17 protein-coding genes are annotated in these 21,820 nt (G+C 64.6%); 8 read left to right on the forward strand and 9 right to left on the reverse strand.

Annotated features, from left to right (window positions below):
- A complete protein-coding gene (gene treY / locus BRA471DRAFT_RS28990) occupies nucleotides 1–2,787 on the forward strand; it encodes a malto-oligosyltrehalose synthase (RefSeq protein WP_007613818.1) in 2,787 nt (928 codons plus the stop codon).
- A gap of 3 nt (nucleotides 2,788–2,790) precedes the next feature.
- Here the strand turns inward: treY and BRA471DRAFT_RS28995 are convergent, their stop codons facing one another.
- The gene (locus tag BRA471DRAFT_RS28995) at nucleotides 2,791–3,108 is read right to left on the reverse strand and encodes a polyhydroxyalkanoic acid system family protein (RefSeq protein WP_007613819.1); all 318 of its coding nucleotides are present in this window, start codon (nucleotides 3,106–3,108) and stop codon (nucleotides 2,791–2,793) included.
- Between the two features lie 185 nt (nucleotides 3,109–3,293).
- Here BRA471DRAFT_RS28995 and BRA471DRAFT_RS37195 point away from each other — a divergent pair, with 185 nt between their 5' ends.
- Nucleotides 3,294–3,458, forward strand: coding sequence for a DUF3309 family protein (locus BRA471DRAFT_RS37195; protein WP_007595743.1), 165 nt, complete (start codon nucleotides 3,294–3,296; stop codon nucleotides 3,456–3,458).
- A gap of 93 nt (nucleotides 3,459–3,551) precedes the next feature.
- Here the strand turns inward: BRA471DRAFT_RS37195 and ligD are convergent, their stop codons facing one another.
- On the reverse strand, nucleotides 3,552–6,227 hold the full coding sequence (gene ligD / locus BRA471DRAFT_RS29000; protein ID WP_007613823.1) for a DNA ligase D: 2,676 nt from the start codon (nucleotides 6,225–6,227) through the stop codon (nucleotides 3,552–3,554).
- A 118-nt stretch (nucleotides 6,228–6,345) separates the two neighbouring features.
- On the opposite strand from ligD, the gene BRA471DRAFT_RS29005 reads away from it, so the two are divergent.
- Nucleotides 6,346–7,230 (forward strand): Ku protein, encoded by an 885-nt coding sequence (locus tag BRA471DRAFT_RS29005; RefSeq protein ID WP_007613825.1) that lies wholly within the window; start codon nucleotides 6,346–6,348, stop codon nucleotides 7,228–7,230.
- A 141-nt stretch (nucleotides 7,231–7,371) separates the two neighbouring features.
- Here BRA471DRAFT_RS29005 and BRA471DRAFT_RS29010 read toward each other — a convergent pair whose 3' ends face one another.
- The 6 genes from BRA471DRAFT_RS29010 to BRA471DRAFT_RS29035 all read right to left on the reverse strand — a co-directional run bounded on the left by BRA471DRAFT_RS29010 (nucleotide 7,372) and on the right by BRA471DRAFT_RS29035 (nucleotide 15,646).
- Entirely contained in the window at nucleotides 7,372–8,061 is a 690-nt protein-coding gene (locus BRA471DRAFT_RS29010) for a response regulator (protein WP_007613826.1), read from the reverse strand.
- The gene (locus tag BRA471DRAFT_RS29015) at nucleotides 8,058–10,781 is read right to left on the reverse strand and encodes a sensor histidine kinase KdpD (protein ID WP_007613827.1); all 2,724 of its coding nucleotides are present in this window, start codon (nucleotides 10,779–10,781) and stop codon (nucleotides 8,058–8,060) included. The genes BRA471DRAFT_RS29010 and BRA471DRAFT_RS29015 overlap by 4 nt, the downstream gene beginning before the upstream one ends.
- 37 nt (nucleotides 10,782–10,818) lie before the next feature.
- A complete protein-coding gene (locus BRA471DRAFT_RS29020) occupies nucleotides 10,819–11,421 on the reverse strand; it encodes a K(+)-transporting ATPase subunit C (RefSeq protein ID WP_007613834.1) in 603 nt (200 codons plus the stop codon).
- A 108-nt stretch (nucleotides 11,422–11,529) separates the two neighbouring features.
- The gene (kdpB, locus tag BRA471DRAFT_RS29025) at nucleotides 11,530–13,644 is read right to left on the reverse strand and encodes a potassium-transporting ATPase subunit KdpB (protein ID WP_007613837.1); all 2,115 of its coding nucleotides are present in this window, start codon (nucleotides 13,642–13,644) and stop codon (nucleotides 11,530–11,532) included.
- A 97-nt stretch (nucleotides 13,645–13,741) separates the two neighbouring features.
- Entirely contained in the window at nucleotides 13,742–15,445 is a 1,704-nt protein-coding gene (kdpA, locus tag BRA471DRAFT_RS29030; RefSeq protein ID WP_007613839.1) for a potassium-transporting ATPase subunit KdpA, read from the reverse strand.
- Between the two features lie 111 nt (nucleotides 15,446–15,556).
- The gene (locus tag BRA471DRAFT_RS29035) at nucleotides 15,557–15,646 is read right to left on the reverse strand and encodes a K(+)-transporting ATPase subunit F (protein ID WP_007595755.1); all 90 of its coding nucleotides are present in this window, start codon (nucleotides 15,644–15,646) and stop codon (nucleotides 15,557–15,559) included.
- A gap of 417 nt (nucleotides 15,647–16,063) precedes the next feature.
- Here BRA471DRAFT_RS29035 and BRA471DRAFT_RS29040 point away from each other — a divergent pair, with 417 nt between their 5' ends.
- The 3 genes from BRA471DRAFT_RS29040 (at nucleotide 16,064) to BRA471DRAFT_RS29050 (ending at nucleotide 19,011) form a co-directional block, all read left to right on the forward strand.
- The gene (locus tag BRA471DRAFT_RS29040; protein WP_007613840.1) at nucleotides 16,064–16,531 is read left to right on the forward strand and encodes a hypothetical protein; all 468 of its coding nucleotides are present in this window, start codon (nucleotides 16,064–16,066) and stop codon (nucleotides 16,529–16,531) included.
- A gap of 227 nt (nucleotides 16,532–16,758) precedes the next feature.
- Entirely contained in the window at nucleotides 16,759–17,394 is a 636-nt protein-coding gene (gene upp / locus BRA471DRAFT_RS29045; RefSeq protein ID WP_007613841.1) for a uracil phosphoribosyltransferase, read from the forward strand.
- 33 nt (nucleotides 17,395–17,427) lie between these two features.
- A complete protein-coding gene (locus BRA471DRAFT_RS29050) occupies nucleotides 17,428–19,011 on the forward strand; it encodes an AMP-binding protein (protein WP_007613842.1) in 1,584 nt (527 codons plus the stop codon).
- Between the two features lie 55 nt (nucleotides 19,012–19,066).
- On the opposite strand, the gene BRA471DRAFT_RS29055 is transcribed toward BRA471DRAFT_RS29050, so the two are convergent.
- Nucleotides 19,067–20,233 (reverse strand): acyl-CoA dehydrogenase family protein, encoded by a 1,167-nt coding sequence (locus BRA471DRAFT_RS29055; RefSeq protein ID WP_007613843.1) that lies wholly within the window; start codon nucleotides 20,231–20,233, stop codon nucleotides 19,067–19,069.
- Nucleotides 20,234–20,412: 179 nt separating this feature from the next.
- Between BRA471DRAFT_RS29055 and BRA471DRAFT_RS29060 the strand changes: the two genes are divergently transcribed.
- Nucleotides 20,413–20,916, forward strand: coding sequence for a MaoC family dehydratase (locus BRA471DRAFT_RS29060; protein WP_371258294.1), 504 nt, complete (start codon nucleotides 20,413–20,415; stop codon nucleotides 20,914–20,916).
- Complete coding sequence (locus BRA471DRAFT_RS29065; RefSeq protein WP_007613847.1) at nucleotides 20,916–21,767, forward strand: CoA ester lyase; 852 nt, start codon at nucleotides 20,916–20,918, stop codon at nucleotides 21,765–21,767. Before BRA471DRAFT_RS29060 ends, BRA471DRAFT_RS29065 begins: the two co-directional genes overlap by 1 nt.
- Nucleotides 21,768–21,820 lie beyond the last annotated feature (53 nt).

Here is a 21,820-nt window from a genome sequence, read left to right on the forward strand (position 1 = left end):
ATGCCTCCAGCCATTCCTCTCGCAACCTACCGGCTTCAGCTCACCGCGGATTTCGACTTCGACAAGGCCGCCGCCGTGGTGCCCTATCTGAAGGCGCTGGGAATCACGCATCTCTACACCTCGCCGGTGATGAAGGCCCGCAAGGGCTCGACCCACGGCTATGACACCGTCGATCACAGCCAGTTCAATCCGGAGCTCGGCGGCGAGGCCGGCTTTGCGCGGCTGAGCGAGGCGCTGACGCGACACGACCTCGGCCTCATCATCGACTTCGTACCGAACCATGTCGGCGTCCACTTTGCCGACAATCCCTGGTGGCTGGACGTGCTGGAATGGGGCCAGGCCTCGCCGCACGCCGTCTCCTTCGATATCGACTGGGATCAACTGGCTTTCCGCGCCCGTGGCGGCGTGCTGCTGCCGATCCTCGGAGCATCCTATGGCGAAGCGCTCGAGAGCGGCGATATCGAGCTGCGCTACGATCCCGACGAAGGTAGTTTTTCCGCCTGGTATTTCGAGCACCGCTTGCCGATCGCGCCGGAGCGCTATGGCGAGATGCTGCGGATGATCGTGAAGGAAGCCGACGCCGCCGAGACCGAGGCCGGCAAGCGCCTGCTGTCGCTCGCGGCGCGCTACACGGGACTGCGCCGTCCCAACCGCAAGGAAGCGCCCGGCTTCAAGGCGGAGCTCAAGGAGATCGCAGGCGGCGCCGATATCATCGCGCGCGGCCTTGGCGCCTATCGCGCCGCCAAGGACCGCGCCGCGCAGACGCTGGCGCTGCATCATCTGCTGGAGCGCCAGCACTACAAGCTCGGGCACTGGCGGCTTGCCTCGAGCGACATCAACTATCGCCGCTTCTTCGACGTCAACGGGCTCGCCGGCATGCGCGTCGAGGATCCCGGCACGTTCGCCGCCACGCACCGGCTGGTGAAGCAACTCATTGCCGACGGCAGACTGCAAGGCATCCGGCTCGACCATATCGACGGCCTGCGCGATCCCGCGCAATATTGCCAGCGGCTGCGCCGGCTCGTGCGCGACGCGCAGGGCACCACCAGGCCGTTCTATACGGTGATCGAGAAGATCCTGTGCGAGCACGAGCGCCTGCCGCATTTCGCCGGCGTCCAGGGCACCACCGGCTATGAGTGGATGAATGCCATCACCCACGTTCTGGTCGACCCCAAGGGGCTGGAGGCGCTGGACGAGACCTGGCGGCAGATCAGCAACCGGCCGCCGCGGCTCGCGCCTTACGTCAAGGACGCCAAAAGGCGCGTGCTGGAGACACTACTGACCAGCGAATTCACGGTTCTGACGCGCCTGCTTGCGCGCATCGCCAACGGGCACTACTCGACCCGCGACTTTTCCGCCGACAGCCTGCGGCAGGCGCTCGAGCTCTACGTGCTTCATTTCCCGGTGTACCGCACCTATTTGACGACAGGCGCGCCGACCGCGAACGATCGCAAGCTGATCGACGACACCATCGAGGCCGCTCGCCGGGAATGGTTCGCCGCGGACGAAGGCATTTTCGACTTCCTGCGCGACGCCCTCACCATGGACCTGCTCAAGCCCGGCCGTCCCCCGCACAGCGCCCCGCGCGTGCGCCGCTTTGCGCTGAAGGTGCAGCAATTCACCGGGCCGATGATGGCGAAGTCGCTGGAGGACACCGCTTTCTATCAATTCCACCGGCTGCTCGCCCTGAACGAAGTCGGCGGCGATCCCGCGAGCAAGGGCCTCACCATTCCCGCTTTCCATGAGACCATGCAGGCCCGCGCCAGGGAATGGCCGCAAGGGATGACGGCGACCGCCACGCACGACACCAAACGTGGCGAGGACGCCCGCGCGCGGATCGCGGCCTTGAGTGAAATTCCCGGCGAATGGACCAGCGCCGTGGCGCGCTGGAAAGTCCTGAACGCGCCGCACCTCGCGCTCGACGGCAATCTGCGCGCTCCCTCGGCAACGTTCGAATACATGCTCTACCAGACGCTGCTCGGCGCCTGGTCCCTCCAGGAGCCGGCCGATGCCGGTTTCGTCGCGCGCATCCAGGCCTACGCGCTCAAGGCCGCGCGCGAGGGCAAGGAGGAGACCAGCTGGCTCAACCCGCACGAGGTCTACGAGAGCGGCGTCCATAGCTTCATCGCGAAGATCCTCGATCCCGCGCTGTCAGGCGAATTCCTGGAGGCGCTGAAAACCCTGGCTCGCCGGGTCGCGCTGCTCGGCGCGCTGAACGCGCTGAGCCAGCTCACGCTCAAGGCAACACTGCCGGGCGTGCCCGACTTCTACCAGGGCACCGAATTCTGGGACCTCTCGCTGGTCGATCCCGACAACCGCCGCCCGGTGGATTTTTCCGCACGACACGCGGCGCTGGGCACGCTGGAGAATCCGGATTGGAATCATCTGATCAAGAGCTGGCCGGACGGCCAGCTCAAGCTGGCCTGGACGCGGCACCTGCTCAAGCTGCGCAACGAGCTGCCGGACGTCTTCGCGCGAGGTGACTACCAGCCGCTTCAGGTGCGGGGCGCACATGCCGACCATGTCGTGGCGTTTGCCCGCCGCCACGGCCGCACTGCTGCGATCGTCGCGGTCGGGCGCCAGTTCGCACCTTTCACGCAGGCAGGACGCGAATGGCCAGCGTTCGATGGGTTCGACGCCACCATCGACGTCACGGGATACGACTTGCCGGGTTTCGCCGGCAACGATCTGCCGCTCGCGCAGGCGCTTCGCGGTTTTCCCGCTTCTGTCATCCCGGCGCGCCCAGCGGGTGCCGCGAAGCCGGGGCGACAGCGCACCCGCGCTTGAACGCTAGCTCTTCCCGTCTTTGCCCAACAGCAACTGGCCGCGCTTGCGGATCGTGGCCTGCGCCATCTCGGCAAAGCGCTGCAATAGCCAGGGCAGCACCACCTGCACCTTGACATGGTCGTCGGCGACATCGACCTGGCCGCTCGCAATCTGCCCCAGCGCGCGGATACGGAAATTCATGCTGTCGCCGTTCCAGCGCTCCTCCTCGACCTGCATCACGGGAATGCTGGCGGCAGCACGGCCGAGCCCGGTCTTGAGACGACGCACCGCCTCCTCGCGGCCGAGGCGGTGGGGAATAGAGACGACAAGCGGTGCTGACATGGCTCTGCCCGGTTAGTGATTGAACCTCACATAATCATGCCCCCGGACACCGCAAAGGTTCCATGCAAGTGGAGCGTGCAACCGGTGTTTCATTGGGGGAACTTTAAAACCTGCGGCAAGTTGCCCTCGCACCACGGGACAGGTTGCAAGAGACCCTTCCAACGAAGGGCTGGAGGAGATTTGGCATGTCTATCGGTACGATCATTCTGATCATTTTGGTCATCGCGCTGCTCGGCGGCTTCAGCGGCATCGGCGGCGGCCCGTTCTACGGCACCGGCTATTACGGCGGCGGCGGCCTCGGGCTCGTCATCGTCATCCTGCTAATCCTGCTGCTGCTGGGACGGATCTAGCCGGGTTCGGTAGGTGGGTTAGCCGCAAGGCGTAACCCTCCTCTTTTCTTTCCGCGTCAACAGAAGTGGTGGGTTGCGCTTCGCTAACCCACCCTACTTCTTTTTCGCCGCGAGCTTCTTGATCGCCGCCTTGATCGACGCGGCTGCATCGGCGTAGCCATCCCACGCCTTCGATCGCGCCAGCAAGCCTGGCACCGTTCGCACCGTGTACCGCTTCGGATCGAGGTCGCTCTTCACCTGCGCCCACGTGACCGGCATCGACACAGTCGCACCATCGCGCGCGCGGGGGGACAGCGGGGCCACCGCCGTCGACATGCGGTCGTTGCGCAGATAGTCCAGGAAGATCTTTCCCGTTCGCAGCTTCTTCGACATGTTGAGCAGATAGCGCTCGGGATCGTCGTCCGCCATCCACTGGCAAACGCCTTGCGCGAAGGCCTTGGCCTCCTTCCAGCTCACCTGATCGCGAGCGCCATGACGCAAGGGCACCACGACGTGCAGGCCCTTGCCGCCGGTGGTCTTGCAGAAGCTTTCCATGCCGATGTCGGTCAGCCGCTGCCGCATCTCCTTGGCGGCCTCGACGACCTCGGCGAAGACGACGTCGGGCGCCGGATCGAGATCGAACACCAGCCGGCCCGGGGTATCGTAGGCGTAGGGCGCGCAATTCCAGGGATGCAGCTCGACGCCGCCAATCTGCGCCACGGCGGCGAGCCCTTCGATGCGGTCGATCTGCAAATAGGGCTTGCGGTCGCCGGAGACCCGCGCGAGCTCCAGAAGGTTCGAGGTGCCCTGCATGGCGTGGCGCTGGAAGAAGCATTCGCCCTTGATGCCGTCAGGGGCGCGGATCAGCGAGCACGGACGGCCCTTCAGGTGGACGATCATCCATTCGCCGACAGCTTCGAGATAGCGCGCGAGATCCAGCTTGGTGACGGGATCGCCATTGCCGTCGTCCGGCCAGAGCTCCTTGTCCGGCTTGGAAATGACGACTCCCATCACTTCGGCACTGCCGCCGGCCTGGGCCGTTCGCGCGCCGGTCTTCGCTTTCGCGCGCCGCTTCGAAGAGGGCTCGGCAAGCTCGGTATCGACCGGTGTCTCGGCCTCGACCTCCTCCGCCGGCTTGTCCTGCCGCAGACCCTTGAAGGCGGCCTGGCGGATATTGCCGTCGGCGGTGAAGCCGGCGAACTCGATCTCCGCCACAAGCTCCGGCTTCAGCCAGTGCACCTCGCGCGCCTTTTTCGGCGCGTTCTTGCCGCCGAATGGGCTTTGCTTGGCCTCCATGGCCTTCAAGGACGGCATGATGCGCTTGACCTTGTCCGCGCCGAAGCCGGTGCCGACCATGCCGACGAAGGCGAGATGATCACCGCGGTGTACGCCGGCCATCAGCGAACGGAATTTGCCATTGGTGGTCTTGTAGCCGCCGATCACGACCTCATGGCCGGCGCGGCATTTGGCCTTGGTCCAGCTTTCTGTCCGCCCCGAACGATAAGGCGCATCGAGCTTCTTCGACACCACGCCCTCGAGCTCGAGCTTGCAGGCCGATTGCAGCACGGCGTCGCCGCCGCTTTCGAAATGCTCGACATAGCGGATCTGGCTTGATTTTTTCTTGCGTGCCTCCAGGAGCTCCTTGAGGCGGTCCTTGCGCTCCCCGAGCGGCAGCCGCCGCAAATCGAGGCCTTCGGCGAACAACAGGTCGAAGGCGAAAAAGATGAGCTCGTCGGTCTTGCCGTCCGACAGCGCGGCCTGGAGCGACGAAAAGTTCGGTGCCCCGTTATGATCGAGCGCGACGATCTCGCCGTCGACCATCATATCCGGCAACGCGCCCGCTTCCTTCGCGATGCTTGCGAATTTTCCGGTCCAGTCGAGGCCTTTGCGCGTCTTCAACGTCGCCTTGCCGCCCTCGACCCGCAGCTGCACGCGGTAGCCGTCGAACTTGATTTCGTGGCACCAGCCATCGCCGCCAGGCGGGCGCTCGACCGAGGTGCAGAGCTGCGGCGCGACGAAATCCGGCATCTCCGCCTTCTTCGCGGTCGTCGCGGTCGTGGCTTTCCTCTTTGCCGTCTTGCCGGTCTTCAACGCCGCGCGGGGTGCCGGCTTGACCGTGCGCTCTTTCGCCTCGTCCGCCCGGTTGGACTGCCAGACCGCGTCGGCCTTGGCCTTGGTGCCCTTCGCCAGCATGAACGGTTTTGGTGCTCGCCCCTTGCCTTCGGCGATCTGATCCATCGCGCGGCCGGAGGCGACCGATTTGTCCTCCTCGAGAATGTCGTTGTCTGCGCCCTCGCGAACATATTCGTCGCGATGCTTGATCAAGAGCCAATTGGTCCGTTTGCCGCCCGTGCGGTCGTTGCGCATGCGCACCAGGACCCAGCTGCCGTGCAGCTTCTCGCCATGCAGGGTGAACTTCAGATCGCCCTTCTTGAAACCGCGTTCGGGATCTTCGGATTCCCAGGTGCCGCGATCCCACAGCATGACCGTGCCGCCGCCGTACTGGCCTTCCGGAATCGTGCCCTCGAAGTCGCCATAGTCGAGCGGATGGTCCTCGACCTCGACGGCCAGCCGCTTGTCGTGCGGATCGAGCGAGGGTCCTTTCGTCACCGCCCAGGACTTGAAGACGCCGTCGAACTCGAGCCGCAGATCGTAGTGCAGCCGCGTGGCGTCATGTTTCTGGATCACGAAGCGCCGCTGCTTCGACGGCGCCACCGCGGTCTTGCCCGACGGCTCCGGCGTCTTCTCGAAATCACGTTTCTGTCGATACTTGGAGAGCTTTTGCAGCACGACTGGTCCCGGATTCTCTTTCGGCACGGAAGCCTATCACGGCCCGCATCCCACCCGGAACCAAAACCCCGCGGGACGGTTGGGGTTCCAAAATGACTCGCAGACGCTGGAGAACGGAATGGCACCGCGCGCCTATTGGAAGGGAACGTTGAAGCTCTCGCTGGTCAGTTGCCCCGTCGTGCTTTATCCGGCGACCACCGCGGCCGAGAAGACGCGGTTTCACATGATCAACCGCGAGACCGGCAACCGGTTGAAGCAGCAGATGATCGACGCCGAGACCGGCGACATCGTCGAGAGCGACCAGAAGGGACGCGGCTACGAGCTGCGCAAGGGCAAGTATGTCGAGATCGAGCCGGAGGAGCTCGAAGCGGTCCAGATCGAGAGCAACCACACCATCGACATCGAGAGCTTTGTGCCGAGCGACGAGATCGACCAGCGCTACCTCAACCATCCCTACTACATCGCGCCCGACGGCAAGGCCGCGGTCGATGCTTTTGCCGTGATCCGCGACGCCATGAAGGACCAGGATCGCGTCGCGCTGGCCAAGATCGTGCTCACCAATCGCGAGCACATCATCGCGATCGAGCCGCTCGGCAAGGGTCTGCTCGGCACCACGTTGCGCTTCCCCTACGAACTGCGCGACGAGGACCAGTTCTTCGACGACATCAAGAGCCCGAAGATCACCAAGGACATGGTTGAGCTCGCCGGCCATATCCTCCAGACCAAGGCCTCCCATTTCGACCCCAGCAAGTTCAAGGACGACTACGAGAACGCGCTGAAGGCCCTGGTGAAGCGCAAGGCCAGCGGCAAGACAATCGAACTGCCGGAGCTCCAGGAGAAGCCGAGCAATGTCGTCAGCCTGATGGATGCGCTCAAGCAGAGCTTGAAGGGACGCGGCGGGAAGAAGACGGCGGCGAAGTCCCATGCGCGCCGGGCGTCGGGGCGAACGAGGGCCGCGAAGAAGACGCACCGGTCGACCGCGAGGCAGAGGAAGGCGGGTTAGCTCTCCGCCGTGCACTTCACTCTCTCCCCTCATGGTGAGGAGGCACGAAGCGCCGCCTCGAACCATGGGCCCCCGCTGCGGCAGTCGGGCCTTCATCCTTCAAGACGCGCGTTCCGCGCTCCTCAGGATGAGGATCGAGAGCTAGTCCCCCGCCTTCAGCCGGTACCCGATCCCCGTCTCCGTCAGCACATATTGCGGCCGTTCCGGATCGGCTTCGATCTTCTGCCGGAGCTGGCGGACATAGACACGCAGATATTGCGCGTCGGTCAACTCGTCCCAGAGCTCCCTCAGTAGAAAGCGGTGGGTGAGCACCTTGCCGGCGTGCTGCACCAGCACGCGCAGGAGGTCATATTCCTTCGGCGACAGTTTGACGTCGCGCTCGCCGACCTTGACGATCCGGCGCACCAGATCGACCGAGAGATCGCCGGCACGAAACACCGGCCGTTCGCCCTGGATCTGAAGCTGGTGCCGCAGCGCGGCGCGCAGGCGCGCCAGCAGCTCGTCCATGCCGAACGGCTTTGTCAGGTAATCGTCGGCCCCGAGATCGAGCGCCTGCACCTTGCCAGCCTCGTCGCCGCGGCTCGACAGCACCACGATCGGCACAGCTTCATTGCGAGCGCGGATGGTGCGCAGCAGCTCATGGCCCTGGATGTCGGGCAGGCCGAGATCGAGGATGATCAGCGCGGGATCCTCGCTGAGCTTCTCCAGCGCGGTCTTGCCATTGGACGCCTCCAGGATCTCATAGCCTTGGGTCGAGAGCCCCATCCGCAGCAATTTGCGGATCGGCGGCTCGTCGTCGATGACCAGAACCTTGATCGGGGCGGCGCTCATGCGGCGGTATCCAATGCGTGGGTCCGGGCCGGAATGGGCAGACGGACGGTCAGAACCGCGCCGCTCCGGTCGCTGCGATTCGCGGCCGAGATCGTGCCATGCATCGCCTCGACGAAGCCGCGGGAGATGGCGAGCCCGAGCCCGGTGCCGGGACGAACATGGTCACCCTTCTGCACGCGATAAAACTTGTCGAACACGCTCTCGAGCTCCTCGGACGGAATGCCGTCGCCCTCGTCCGCAATCTGGAGCACCACATGATCGCTGTCGCGCCGGCTGCGAATCGAGACCGTCGCGTGGGGCGGCGAATATTTGGCGGCGTTGTCGAGCAGGTTGAACAGCACCTGCTCGAACAGCACCGCATCGAGCTGGAGCATAGGAAGGTCTGCGGCCAACTCCAACTCCACCTTGTGGGCGGTGAGGATCTTGGCTGCACGGCGGAGCGCGCTGCCGACGATTTCTCCAAGATCGTGCAACGCAGCGTTGGGCACGATGGCGCCGGATTCGAGCTTGGTCATGTCGAGCAGATTGGCGATGAAGCGGTTGAGCCGTTCGGATTCGTCGATCACGGTGGCGAGCAGGTCGCGCTTCTCGGTGTCGGAGAGCGCGCTGGCGAGATCGCGCATGGTCGAGGCCGCACCCAGCACGGATGCGAGCGGCGTCTTCAGGTCGTGTGAAATCGAGGTCAGCAATGCGGATCGCAGCCGCTCGGATTCCACGGTGCGCTTGACGCGATCGACGTCCTCGACCAGCAGCACGCGCTCGATCGCCAGCGCGCCCTGGTCGACCAGCGCGTCGAGCAGGCGACGCTGGTCCGGAGTCAGCAGCGGACCGGTGCGGTCGTTGTCGATGCCGATGACGCCGATCGGGCCGCGCCCGGTGCGCATCGGCAGGAACAGCCGTTTTGCGCCCGGCAGCGTATCCGAGCCACGGCCTGCAGGGCGGTCATTGGTCCAGGCCCAGTTGGCGGCGGCAAGGTCGGCCTGATCGAGATCGTCCTCGGGGGGATAGCCCGACTTCACCGTCAACAGGCCGTCTTCCGGCAGCAAGAGCACGACGCGGACCTTGAGCATCAGCGCGGTCTGGTAAGCGGTCGCCCACAGCACGTCGTCGAGCGTGCCGGTCCCCGCAAGCTTGCGGCTGAACGCATACAGCTGCTCGGTGGTCCTGATGCGCCCGATCGCGGTGTCGGCCTGGGTGCGCACCCGCGCTGCGACATTCGAGACGATCATCGCAACCACCGTAAACAGGACGAAGGCGGCGACGTTGGTCGGATCGGTGATCGTGAAGGTGTAGATCGGCGGGATGAAGAAGAAATTGTAGGAGAGCGAGGCCGCGACGGTCGCGAGCAGCGACGGCCACAGTCCATACCGCACAGCGACCGCCACCACAGCCGTCAGCAGCACGAGGTCCACGTTCTCGATGCCGAATCTCGGCTGAATCAGCTCGGCGGCGCCGAGGCCGACCAGAACGATGCCGAGCGCCTTCAGATAGGGCAGCGGATTGAACGGTTCCGAGCGTGCAGCGGTCTGCACCGACGTCTTCGGCGCGGGCTCGCCGGACAACTCGTAGCCCGGAATGACGTGAATGCTGATATTGCCGGCGCGGCCCACCAGATCATGCACGACGGAGCCGCGCGTCATCTCGAACCAGCGCGAGCGCGTCGACTTGCCGATCACGATCTGGGTGACATTGTTGCCTTGCGCGAAGTTGATGACGTCGTCGGCGATGCGGCGGCCGACAGCCGGAATGGTCAGCGCCTCGCCGCCGAGCGCTTCGGCAAGCCGCAGCGTGTCGACGAGCTGGTCTCGCGCCTCGTCTGAGAGTTGGAGCGAGCGCCGCGTCTCGATCGAGATCGCAGTGAACGGCGCATGCAGCCGGTCGGCCAGGCGCTTGGTATAGCGCACGAGCCCGGCCGCTCGCGGATCTTCGCTGACGCAGACGAGGATGCGCTCGCCCGCTGCCCAGGGACCGGCGATCGCGTTCGCCTGCATGTGGGTGAGCAGCTGCTCGTCGACCCGTTCGGCGGTGCGCCGCAGGGCGAGTTCGCGCAGCGCGGTCAAGTTGCCCGGCGAGAAATAATGCTCCAGCGCCCGCTCGGCCTGCCTGGAGACATAGACCTTGCCCTCTTTCAGCCGCTGGATCAGGTCGTCGGGCGTGAGGTCGATCAGCTCGATGGCGTCTGCGCGGTCGAACACCGAATCCGGCACGGTCTCTCGCACCCGGACATGGGTGATCTGCGCGACGACGTCGTTCAGGCTCTCGATGTGCTGGATATTGACGGCGGTGTAGACGTCGATGCCGTGGGACAGCAGTTCTTCGACATCGAGATAGCGCTTTGGATGGCGGCTGCCGGCGGCATTGGTGTGGGCGAGCTCGTCGACCAGCGCGATTTTCGGCCGGCGCGCAATCACGGCGTCGAGGTCCATGTCCTCGACAATCTGGCCGCGGTAATCGAGCTTCTTGCGCGGGATCACTTCCAGCCCGCGCACCAGCGCCTCGGTCTCGGCGCGGCCATGGGTCTCGACGAAGCCGACCACGACGTCGATGCCGGCCTTGCGCTTGGCGTGGGCGCTTTGCAGCATCTCGTAGGTCTTGCCGACCCCGGGAGCGGCGCCGACGAAGATCTTCAGCTTGCCGCTCACGCCCTCCTCCCGGCGCGCGGCTTCCAGCAGCGCCTCGGGCGAAGGACGTTGTTCGGGATCGCGGCGCTCTCGGACCATCAAATCAATATAATCATCCGCGCGGACCTAGCCTAGACTACTTCGTGGCACGATCGAGTGCGAGATTCAGAGCCAGCACGTTGACCCGGGGCTCGCCGATCAGGCCAAGCAGGCGGCCCTGAATGTTGGAGGCCACCAGCTGCTTGACTTGATCCTCCGGCACGTTTCGCGCCTTCGCTATGCGCGGCACCTGGAATTGCGCCGCTTCCGGCGAGATGTCCGGATCGAGGCCGCTGGCCGACGTCGTCACGAGGTCGACCGGCACGGCGGCATTCGGGTTCTCGCCCTTGAGCTTGTCCACATCTTCCTTCAGCCGGTCGGCCAGCGCCTTGCTGGTGGGACCGAGATTGGAGCCGCCCGAATTGGCCGCGTTGTAGGGCGCCGGCACCGTTTTGGTCGAATCGTTCGGGTCCGGCGCTACCGTCGCCGAGGGACGGCCGTGGAAATATTTGTCGTCCTTGAACTCCTGCCCGATCAGGGCGGAGCCGACCACCTTGCCGTCCTTCTCGATCAGGCTGCCCTGCGCCTGCGCCGGGAAGATCGCGCCGGCAATAGCGGTCATCGCGAGCGGATAGGCAAGTCCGGTGATGGCTGTGAGCACCAGCAGCAGGACGATGGCGGGGCGGATTTCTCTGAGCATGTGTTTCTCCTATTTCTCGTCGTTGCGAGGAGCGAAGCGACGAAGCAATCCAGTCTCTCAGCCGTGGCAAGAATTCTGGATTGCTTCGCTTCGCTCGCAATGACGGGGTTAAGCCAGGTGCAAGGCAACGACCACGAGGTCGATCGCCTTGATGCCGATGAAGGGAATGACGATGCCGCCGAGGCCGTAGATCAGCAGGTTGCGCCGGAGCAGTGCGCCGGCCCCGACCGCGCGATAGGCGACGCCCTTCAGCGCCAGCGGGATCAGCGCGATGATGATCAGCGCGTTGAAGATGATCGCGGACAGGATGGCGCTCCGCGGGCTCGACAGGTTCATGACGTTGAGCACATTGAGCTGGGGGTAGAACGCCAGGAACATCGCCGGGATGATCGCAAAATACTTCGCGACGTCGTTGGCGATCGAGAATGTGGTCAGCGCGCCGCGCGTCATCAGCAGCTGCTTGCCGATCTCGACCACCTCGATCAGCTTGGTCGGGTTGGAGTCGAGATCGACCATGTTGCCCGCCTCGCGGGCAGCCTGTGTGCCCGTGTTCATGGCGACACCGACGTCTGCCTGCGCCAGCGCTGGCGCGTCGTTGGTCCCGTCGCCGCACATGGCTACCAGCTTGCCCTTGGCCTGCTCGTCGCGGATCAGCTTGAGCTTGTCCTCGGGGGTTGCCTGCGCCAGGAAGTCGTCGACGCCGGCCTCCGCTGCGATCGCGGCGGCCGTCATCGGATTGTCGCCGGTAATCATGACGGTGCGGATGCCCATGCGCCGCAGCTCGGCAAAGCGCTCGCGGATGCCGCCCTTGACGATGTCCTTGAGCTGGATGACGCCGAGCAGCTTGCTGTCCCTAGCGACCGCCAGTGGCGTGCCGCCGGCCTTCGATATGTCGTCGGCAATGTTCTGAATCTCGCGGCCGATGTCCGAGAGCCCGGCGGGCTGGATGGAACGAGCCGTGTTGCCAGAGGCGACCACCAGCGGTGCACCGCCACCGACATAGTTGAGGATCGCATCGACCGCGCCCTTGCGAACCGACGAGCCGCCGGCATCGACGCCGCTCATGCGGGTCTGCGCCGTGAACGGGATGAAGGTGGCTCCCAACTCGGCCATGTCGCGGCCACGGATGCCGTATTTCTCCTTGGCCAGCACGACGATCGAACGGCCCTCCGGGGTCTCGTCGGCGAGCGAGGCGAGCTGGGCCGCGTCCGCGAGCTCCTGCTCAGTGACCCCGCGCACCGGGCGGAAGGAGGTCGCCTGGCGGTTGCCGAGCGTGATCGTTCCGGTCTTGTCGAGCAGAAGCGTGTCGACGTCTCCAGCGGCCTCGACGGCGCGGCCGGACATCGCCAGCACGTTGAAGCGGACCAGGCGGTCCATGCCGGCAATGCCGATCGCCGACAGCAGCGCGCCGATCGTGGTCGGGATCAACGTCACGAACAGCGCGACCAGCACGACCACCGAGATCGAGCCGCCGGCATAGGCCGCGTAGCTTGGGATGGTGACGGTGGCGAACACGAAGATGATGGTGAGGCCGGCCAGCAGAATGTTGAGCGCGATCTCGTTCGGGGTCTTGGCCCGCTCGGCGCCCTCGACCAGCTTGATCATGCGGTCGATGAAGGTCGAGCCCTGCGCTGCCGTAATCCGCACGCGGATCCAGTCGGACAGCACCTGGGTGCCGCCGGTCACCGCTGAGCGGTCACCGCCGGACTCACGGATCACGGGCGCGGACTCGCCGGTGATGGCGGCCTCGTTGACGGACGCGACGCCCTCGATCACCTCGCCATCGGAGGGAATGGTATCGCCGGCCTCGACCAGCACGATATCGCCGACCTTGAGGCTGGTGCCCGGCACGAGATTGAAGGCCAGGCCGGCGCCGGTCAGCAGCTTGGCCTGGCTCTCGGTGCGGGTCTTGCGCAGCGATTCCGCCTGCGCCTTGCCGCGGCCTTCGGCCACCGCTTCGGCAAGATTGGCAAACAGCACCGTGAACCAGAGCCAGACGATGATCTGGAAGGTGAAGCCGAGATTCCCGCCGCCCGTGAGGAGATCGCGCAGAAAGATCACAGTGGTGAGCGCGGCCACGACCTCGACCACAAACATCACGGGATTCTTGATCATCAAGCGCGGATCGAGCTTGGTGAAGGACGCGCGGATCGCAGGCACGACGATCTTGGGATCGAGCATCGCCGAGACGGACGCGCGTTTTTGCAGTTTCATGGTATCCATGGAGGTCACTCCAAACAATCAGAAGGCTGTCGATCAGAACACTTGCTGTTCAGAACACTTGCTATTCAGAACACTTGCTATTCAGAACACTTGCTATTCAGAACACTTGGCCGGCGTTCATCGCGAGATGCTCGACGATGGGGCCGAGGGCGAGGGCCGGGAAGAAGGTCAGGCCGCCGATGATCAGGATCACGCCGACGAGCAGGCCGACAAACAGCCCGCCGGTGGTCGGGAGGGTGCCCGCGGACGGCGGGATCGATTTCTTGGCGGCCAGCGAACCCGCAATGGCCATCGCCGGGATGATCATGAAGAAGCGGCCGACGAACATCGCGCTTGCAAGCGTAAGGTTGTAGAAGAAGGTATTGCCCGTGAGGCCCGCGAAGGCCGAGCCGTTGTTGCCGGTCGCCGAGGTGAAGGCGTAGAGCACCTCGGTGAAGCCATGCGGCCCGGCATTCGCCATCGAGGCAACCGCCGCCGGATAGACCACACCGACCGCCGTCCAGCCGAGGATCATCAGCGGCAGCACCAGGATGGCCAGCATTGCCATCTTGACCTCGCGCGCTTCGATCTTCTTGCCGACATATTCCGGCGTGCGACCGACCATCAGGCCCGCCACGAAGATCGCGAGGATGACGAACAGCAGCATGCCGTACATGCCGGCGCCGACGCCGCCGACAATGATTTCGCCGAGCTCGATGTTGATCAGCGGAATCATGCCGCCGAGCGCGGTGAAGCTGTCATGCATGGCGTTGACGGCGCCGCAGGAGGCGGCCGTCGTGATCACAGCGAACAGGGAGGACGCGACGATGCCGAAGCGAACCTCCTTGCCTTCCATGTTGCCGCCGGTCAGGCCGAGCGCATGCAGGGTCGAAGTACCGTTGGCCTCCGCCCAATAGGTGATGGCGACACCAGCGAGGAACAGCACGCCCATCACGGACAGGATTGCCCAGCCCTGGCGCTGGTTGCCGACCATACGACCGAACACGTTTGTGAGCGCGGCGCCAAGCGTGAAGATCGACAGCATCTGCACGAAGTTCGACAGCGCAGTCGGGTTCTCGAAGGGGTGCGCGGCGTTAGCATTGAAGAAGCCGCCGCCATTGGTGCCGAGCATCTTGATCGCGACCTGCGAGGCGACCGGGCCGACCGCGATGGTCTGCTTGGCACCCTCGAGCGTGGTGGCCTCGACATAGTCACCGAGCGTCTGTGGCATGCCCTGCGATACCAGGAACAGCGTGTAGACGATACAGATGGGCAGCAGCACGTAGAGCGTACAGCGCGTGACGTCGACCCAGAAATTTCCGACCGTGCGCATCGAGGCGCGCGAGAAGCCGCGGATCAGCGCCACCGCGAGCGCGATGCCAGTTGCCGCCGACAGGAAGTTCTGGTGCGTCAGGCCGAGCATCTGCACGAAATTGGAGATCGTGCTTTCGCCGCCGTAGTTCTGCCAGTTGGTGTTGGTGATGAAGGAGATCGCGGTGTTAAAGGACAAATCGGCGGCGACCGCCGACTGCCCGGCCGGATTGAACGGCAGTACATCCTGCAGCCTCATCACGCCGTAGATGATGAGGAAGCCGCCGACGTGGAACAAGAGCATGGAGACCGTATAGGTCAGCCAATGCTGCTCGCGCTTCTCGTCGACGCCGGAGAACCAGTAGATGCCGGTCTCGATCGGACGCAGCACCGGGGAGAGGAAGGTCCGCTCGCCATTGAACACACGCGTCATGTACCAGCCGAGCGGCTTTGTCAGCGCAACGATGATGACGCAGTATAGGATGATCTGGAGCCAACCGATCATGGTCATGGATTTAACCCTTTAGGACTTGTGTCCTGCGCAGGAGCGGCAGGAGCAGTGCAAGCAGGCAGGCGACGAGCGCGGCGTCCGCCAGCAGGAGTTTGAGAAGCAGGAGCACGGTCAGAATCGCTCGGGCCGCAGCAGCGCGTAAGTGAGGTAGAACAGGAGGCCGAGCGAGACGACGCCGGCAAGCGAATAGTCGAAGATCATGGTCCGTTCCCTCAGAGCCGTTCGCAGGCGTAGGTGTAACCGATCGCAAGGGCGAAGAAGCCGAAGCCCAGCGCCAGCATCAGAATGTCCATCATGGGATTGCTCCTCGTTGCGCCCTTGATTTCGGCGCAACCGTTTCTCGGGAGACCCGGTCGGCGCGCGAAAGAAATGCCGATGCATTTCCACGGCGCCTACCGGGACTTTTGACCGGGCTGAAGTGCCACCGCGGGCATAGGTTTTCGAGACGAGGGTTGTGGCGAAGTTATAGGAATCTCATAAAAGGCCGGCGGCGGCCCGGTGCCCACACTTATGAAATCCCTATATCTCCAGCCCCGTCCCCATCTCGTTTTCAAATGCCATTTTCGCGATCCTGGAGAGGCCGGCCGACTGACCGACGCCAATTCCAGGAGGCCTGACATGACCGCCGCACGCCGACACCACGAACCGCCGTCACTCAATGACCGCTTGCGCAACACTCAGGCGATGACCCGACCGTTGATGCTGGACATCATCGCGCACGCCTGCCGCCGCTTCCCTACGCTCGGCCAGAACAACCGCACCACGCGCATCACGCGCCTGATCGATGTCGAGGCATGGACCGATGCGGCGCTGGCGCTGATAGAGCTGGAGCTGCCGCTATGGCAAGTCCGGCGCATCGCCTATGACGAGGGCGAATGGCACTGCGCGCTGTCGCGCGAGCGCGAATTGCCGGACTGGCTCGACGCCGCTGTCGAGGCGCGCCACGCCGATCTCGCGCTCGCGCTGCTGTCGGCCTTCATCGAGGTCGAGACATTGGCCCTTGCCGCTTCGCGTCCGAGCGTTCCCACTGTTCGTCCCGCGCCTGACTCGCTCTATGAGCCGGTCGGCTGCGAGAACTGCGGCTAGTGGAGCGCGGTCCTGACGCTCGTCATTACGCTCGTGGCGCGAGGGCTCGGAGCGTAGCCCTCAGGCCCGTCGATCGCGAATTGATCATGGCTGCCTAGGAGGCGAGCAACCGGCTCCGCAGCGCGGTCACGATGCCCGGTTGAGGCCGCGTATCCCCTCGGAGAGGGCGTGGCCAAAAAAACGCGGCCGATCTGGCGAAATTTCACGGAACCGTGTAGATCGGTTTCATGAGCATCAGCAACGTCAACGTGGTCGCCCATCCCCTGGTCCAGCACAAGCTCTCCCTGATGCGGGAGAAGGACCGCTCGACCAAGAGCTTTCGCGAGATCCTGAACGAGATCGGGATGCTGCTCGGCTACGAGGTGACGCGCGACCTGCCGCTGGAGCTGGTCGAGATCGAGACGCCGATTGCGCCGATGCGGGCGCCCAAGATCGCCGGCAAGAAGCTCACGCTGGCGCCGATCCTGCGCGCCGGCGTCGGCTTCCTCGACGGCATGCTGGCGCTGATGCCCTCGGCGCGCATTGCCCATATCGGGCTCTACCGCGATCCTGATACGTTGCAGGCCGTGGAATATTACTTCAAGGCGCCGCAGGACCTGTCGGACCGCACCGTGATCCTGATGGACCCGATGCTGGCGACCGGCAACTCGGCCTGCGCCGGCGCCTCGCTGCTGAAGGCGCGCGGCGCCCGCGACATCCGCTTCGTCTGCCTTCTGGCGGCGCCTGAAGGCGTCGCGCAGTTCCAGAGCGAGCATCCCGACGTGCCGGTCTGGACCGCCGCGATCGACGAGCGGCTCAACGACCACGGCTATATCGTGCCGGGGCTGGGCGACGCCGGCGACCGGATGTTCGGCACCAAGTAGACAGGTTCGCGCGGTCGGGTTAGTCCGGTTGCCATGAGCGCCAATGAATTTTCGCTGCAATCGCTGATCCGGACCGAGGCCGCCGCCGATCCGGCCTTCGTGTTCGACGGCACGCCGGTCTCGCGCGCGGAATTCTCGGAAAAGATCGAGCAGACCGCCGCCTGGCTTGCCGCGCGCGGTGTCGGCAAGGGCGACGTCGTCGCGGTCTGGCTGGTCAACCGGATCGAATGGATCGCGCTGCTGTTCGCCGCCGCCCGGCTTGGGGCAATCGTCGCCGCCGTCAATACGCGCTACCGCAGCGCGGAGGTCGCGCATCTCCTGAAGCTGTCCGGCGCCAGGCTGATGGTGATCGAAGCCGCGTTCCGCTCGATCGACTTTGCCGCTATTCTCGCCGACGTCGCCAAGGACGAGGTGCCTGCGCTGCGAGAGCTCGCGGTGGTCGGCGCGGATGCGATTCCCACACATTGGCCGTGCGTGCGCTTCGATGCCTTCGAGAAGCGCTATCCGCCTGCCCCGCCGGCTCAGGATGATTTCGATCTGCCGGTTCTGCTCTACACGACGTCAGGCACGACCAAAGGACCGAAGCTTGTCGCGCATTCGCAGCGAACGTTGGCCACGCACGCCGCCTGCGTTGCCAAGGCGCTAAAGCTCTCACCGCAGCGCCATGCATTGCTGGCCATGCTGCCGTTCTGCGGCACTTTTGGCATGACGAGCCTGCTCGGCTTCGTCGCAGCGGGCGCGACCGTCCATGCACTGGACGCATTCGAGGCGGCGCCGGCAGTGGAGATTCTCCGCGAGTGCGGGATCACGCACGCCTTTGGCTCGGATGAAATGTTCCGCCGCATCCTCGCCCTCACCGACGCGCCGCATCCGTTTCCGCTCCTCGAAATCTGCGGCTTTGCCGCGTTCCAGCCCGGCTGGCGCGAGCTCGCCGCGGAGGCCGAGACGCGCGGCATGCCGTTGCACGGCCTCTACGGTTCGAGCGAGGTGCAGGCGCTGTTCTCGGTCGCACGCTCGAGTGACGCCTTCACCGATCGCATCGAGGGCGGCGGCTGGCCGATGTCGCCGGAGGCCAAGGTCCGTGTGCGCGACACCGAGACCGGCGAACTCGCCGCTCGCGGCGTCTCCGGCGAGATCGAGATCCATGCGCCGTCACGCTTCCTCGGCTACTACAACAATCCCGACGCGACGCGCGACGCCATCACCGCGGACGGCTTCTTCCGCACCGGCGATATCGGGCGGCTGCGCGGCGAAGGCTCCTTCGTCTACGAAACCCGCGCGGGCGACGCCATGCGGCTCGGCGGCTTCCTGGTTGCGCCCGGCGAGATCGAGGACGAGCTCAAATCGTGCGCTGGCGTGGCCGACGCCCAGGTCGTCGCGGTCGATCTGAAGGGAAACGCCCGCTGCGTTGCCTTCGTGATCCCCGCCCAGGAACCCCAGGAGCCGCCGCGGCAGGACGCGTTGATCGCGCGCCTGCGCGAGCGGCTCGCCGGCTACAAAGTCCCGGCGCGGATCTATGTCGTGGAGGCCTTCCCCGTCACCGACAGCGCCAACGGCGTCAAGATCCAGCGAGCCCGGCTTCGGGCCATGGCGATGGAGCGGATCGCTGCCGAATAAGCACAGCCACCGGGGTAGCGCGCGAATTCGTCTCGGCCAAAAGGTCGCGCGTTAGCTAGTATGACTTGGCCAGTCCAAGCACCTTTTCCGCAATGAAGCTGAGCGCAAGCTGCGGGCTGACCGGCGCGATGCGCGGGATCAGCACTTCGCGCAAGTAACGCTCGACGTGGAATTCCTTGGCGTAGCCGAAGCCGCCATGGGTCATCACCGCCTGCTCGCAGGCATGGTATCCGGCCTCACCCGCAATGTATTTCGCGGCATTGGCAGCGCCGCCGCAGGGCATGCCCTTGTCGTATTGCCAGGCCGCCGACATCACCATCAACCAGGCCGCCTCGAGTTCAACCCAGTTTACGGCCAGCGGATGCTGAATGCCCTGATTCTTGCCGATGGGCCGGTTGAACACCACGCGGGTCTTGGCGTATTCGGTGGCGCGCGACAACGCGAGCTTGCCGAGGCCGACGGCTTCCGCTGCGATCAGGATGCGCTCGGGGTTCATGCCTTCGAGAATGTACTGGAAGCCTTTGCCTTCTTCGCCGATGCGATCCTCCATCGGGATTTCAAAGTCCTCGAAGAACAGCTCGTTGGAATCGACGACCTTGCGGCCCATCTTCTCGATCTCGTGGACCTTGATCCTGTTACGATCGAAATCCGTATAGAACAGGCTCAGCCCATGCGTGGGCGAGCGCACGTCCTCCAGCGGCGTGGTGCGCGCCAGCAGCAGGATCTTGTGCGCGACCTGCGCGGTCGAGATCCACACCTTCTGGCCGTTGACGATGTAGCGGTCGTTCTTGGCCACCGCGCGGGTCTTGAGCTGGGTGGTGTTGAGGCCGGTGTTGGGCTCGGTGACGGCGAAGCAGGCCTTCTCGCGACCCTCCACCATCGGCGGCAGCATGCGCTTGCGCTGCTCTTCGGTGCCGAACACGACCACGGGATTGAGGCCGAACACGTTGATGTGCACCGCGGATGCGCCGGACATGCCGGCGCCGGATTCGGCGATGGCGCGCATCATGATCGCGGCCTCGGTGATGCCGAGGCCGGAGCCGCCATATTCCTCCGGCACGCAGATGCCGAGCCAGCCGGCGTCCGCCATGGCCTTGTGAAAGTCGTGCGGGAAGCCGCCGTCGTGGTCCTTCTTCAGCCAATAAGCGTCGGGAAAGTCTTCGCAAACCTTTGCGACTGCGTCGCGAATGGCTTCCTGCTGAGCGGTGAGCGCGAAATCCATATTCTTGATCTCCTTCTTGGGAGAAGCGACCGCGCAATCTCCCCCTCGTCGCGTTCCCCACTCGAAGGCCGTGGTGGATTGGTGCACCCGAACGTGCCTTCGCTTGCGTTCTTTAACTTGAAAAACAGGGTACAGATACGTGAATTTCCCTATCAACTGTGTGTAGCATGCATAGGGTCATGCGGCGCGAGGATGCGGGCGCGCCGTTATTTCGCAGGGAGGAAGCCGCGATGGCCGGACTTTATTTCGAGGACTTTTCCGTGGGCCAGGAGTTCAGGCATCCGCTGACCCGGACCGTCACGGAGATGGACAACACGATGTTCAGCCTGCTGACGCTCAATCCGCAGCCGCTGCACATCGACGCACATTTTGCGGCCCAGACCGAATTCGGCCAGCGCATTTTCAACAGCCTTTACACCCTCGGCATCATGATCGGCATGACGGTCTATGATACGACCATGGGCACCACCGTTGCCAATCTCGGCATGACCGACGTCACGTTTCCGAAACCGGTCTTCCATGGCGACACTTTGCGGGCGACGACGAAGGTGCTTTCATTGCGGGAATCCAAATCGCGCCCCAAGGCGGGCATCGTCGAGTTCGAGCACCACGCTCTCAACCAGAACGACGAGATTGTCGGCAAATGCCGCCGCATGGCGATGATGCACAAGAGGCCGGTCTGATGCGTTCGATGCTGTTCGTGCCGGGCGACTCCCCGCGCAAATTCGAGAAGGCCAACGAAGGCAACGCCGACGCGCTGATCATCGATCTCGAGGATTCCGTCGTCACCGACAAGAAGCCGGAGGCGCGCGGGTTGACGCTGGCGATGCTGAAGGGCCGCAACAAGCCCCATCAGCTCTATGTCCGCGTCAACGCGCTCGACACCGGCATGACGCTCGCTGACCTTGCCGCGGTGATTCCAGGCAAGCCCGACGGCATCGTCCTGCCGAAATCGCAGGGCGGCGACGACGTGCGGCAGGTCGCGACCTGGCTCGAAGCTTTGGAAGCTGCGGCTGGTATCGCAATCGGCTCAACGCGCATCGTCTGCGTCGCGACCGAAACCGCAGGATCGATCTTCGGGCTCGGCAGCTACAAGGGCTGCTCCCCTCGCCTCGCGGGCCTGATGTGGGGCGCGGAAGATCTCTCGGCCTCGCTCGGCGCGACTGAAAAGGCATCAGGCGGCGTGTTCCATAGCCCTTATCGCCTGGCGCGCGATCTCTGCCTGATGGCCGCCGCCGCGGCCGAGGTCGCGCCGATCGACACCGTCTATACCGACATCGACAATCTGGCGGGGCTCGAACAGGAAACGCGCGCGGCGCGGCGCGACGGTTTTTCGGCGAAAGCGCTGATCCATCCCAAGCACGTCGACGTGGTCAACGCGGCGTTCGAGCCGACCGAGGCCGAGCGCAATTGGGCGGAGAAGGTGATCGCGGCGTTCGCGAGCAATCCGAACTCCGGCACGCTGCGCCTCGACGGCCAGATGATCGACAAGCCGCATCTTCGCGCCGCGAAGAAGATCCTCGGCCAGAGCTAGATCAGGAACAGCATAAACTGGACTCGCGGAGACTTACCCTCACCCGGATTGCA

It is taken from the genome of Bradyrhizobium sp. WSM471 (assembly GCF_000244915.1).
Taxonomy (GTDB): domain Bacteria; phylum Pseudomonadota; class Alphaproteobacteria; order Rhizobiales; family Xanthobacteraceae; genus Bradyrhizobium.

What these genes read in the sequence shown, in the direction of transcription:
- treY (WP_007613818.1), top strand. Translation starts at nt 1, where the DNA reads ATGCCTCCAGCCATTCCTCTCGCAACCTACCGGCTTCAGCTCACCGCG.
- BRA471DRAFT_RS29010 (WP_007613826.1), bottom strand. Translation starts at nt 8,061, where the DNA reads ATGAGCGCCGCCCCGATCAAGGTTCTGGTCATCGACGACGAGCCGCCG.
- upp (WP_007613841.1), top strand. Translation starts at nt 16,759, where the DNA reads ATGAGCATCAGCAACGTCAACGTGGTCGCCCATCCCCTGGTCCAGCAC.
- BRA471DRAFT_RS29040 (WP_007613840.1), top strand. Translation starts at nt 16,064, where the DNA reads ATGACCGCCGCACGCCGACACCACGAACCGCCGTCACTCAATGACCGC.
- BRA471DRAFT_RS37195 (WP_007595743.1), top strand. Translation starts at nt 3,294, where the DNA reads ATGTCTATCGGTACGATCATTCTGATCATTTTGGTCATCGCGCTGCTC.
- kdpB (WP_007613837.1), bottom strand. Translation starts at nt 13,644, where the DNA reads ATGGATACCATGAAACTGCAAAAACGCGCGTCCGTCTCGGCGATGCTC.
- kdpA (WP_007613839.1), bottom strand. Translation starts at nt 15,445, where the DNA reads ATGACCATGATCGGTTGGCTCCAGATCATCCTATACTGCGTCATCATC.
- BRA471DRAFT_RS29005 (WP_007613825.1), top strand. Translation starts at nt 6,346, where the DNA reads ATGGCACCGCGCGCCTATTGGAAGGGAACGTTGAAGCTCTCGCTGGTC.
- BRA471DRAFT_RS29060 (WP_371258294.1), top strand. Translation starts at nt 20,413, where the DNA reads ATGCGGCGCGAGGATGCGGGCGCGCCGTTATTTCGCAGGGAGGAAGCC.
- BRA471DRAFT_RS29065 (WP_007613847.1), top strand. Translation starts at nt 20,916, where the DNA reads ATGCGTTCGATGCTGTTCGTGCCGGGCGACTCCCCGCGCAAATTCGAG.
- BRA471DRAFT_RS29035 (WP_007595755.1), bottom strand. Translation starts at nt 15,646, where the DNA reads ATGATCTTCGACTATTCGCTTGCCGGCGTCGTCTCGCTCGGCCTCCTG.
- BRA471DRAFT_RS29055 (WP_007613843.1), bottom strand. Translation starts at nt 20,233, where the DNA reads ATGGATTTCGCGCTCACCGCTCAGCAGGAAGCCATTCGCGACGCAGTC.
- BRA471DRAFT_RS29020 (WP_007613834.1), bottom strand. Translation starts at nt 11,421, where the DNA reads ATGCTCAGAGAAATCCGCCCCGCCATCGTCCTGCTGCTGGTGCTCACA.
- BRA471DRAFT_RS28995 (WP_007613819.1), bottom strand. Translation starts at nt 3,108, where the DNA reads ATGTCAGCACCGCTTGTCGTCTCTATTCCCCACCGCCTCGGCCGCGAG.
- BRA471DRAFT_RS29050 (WP_007613842.1), top strand. Translation starts at nt 17,428, where the DNA reads ATGAGCGCCAATGAATTTTCGCTGCAATCGCTGATCCGGACCGAGGCC.
- BRA471DRAFT_RS29015 (WP_007613827.1), bottom strand. Translation starts at nt 10,781, where the DNA reads ATGGTCCGAGAGCGCCGCGATCCCGAACAACGTCCTTCGCCCGAGGCG.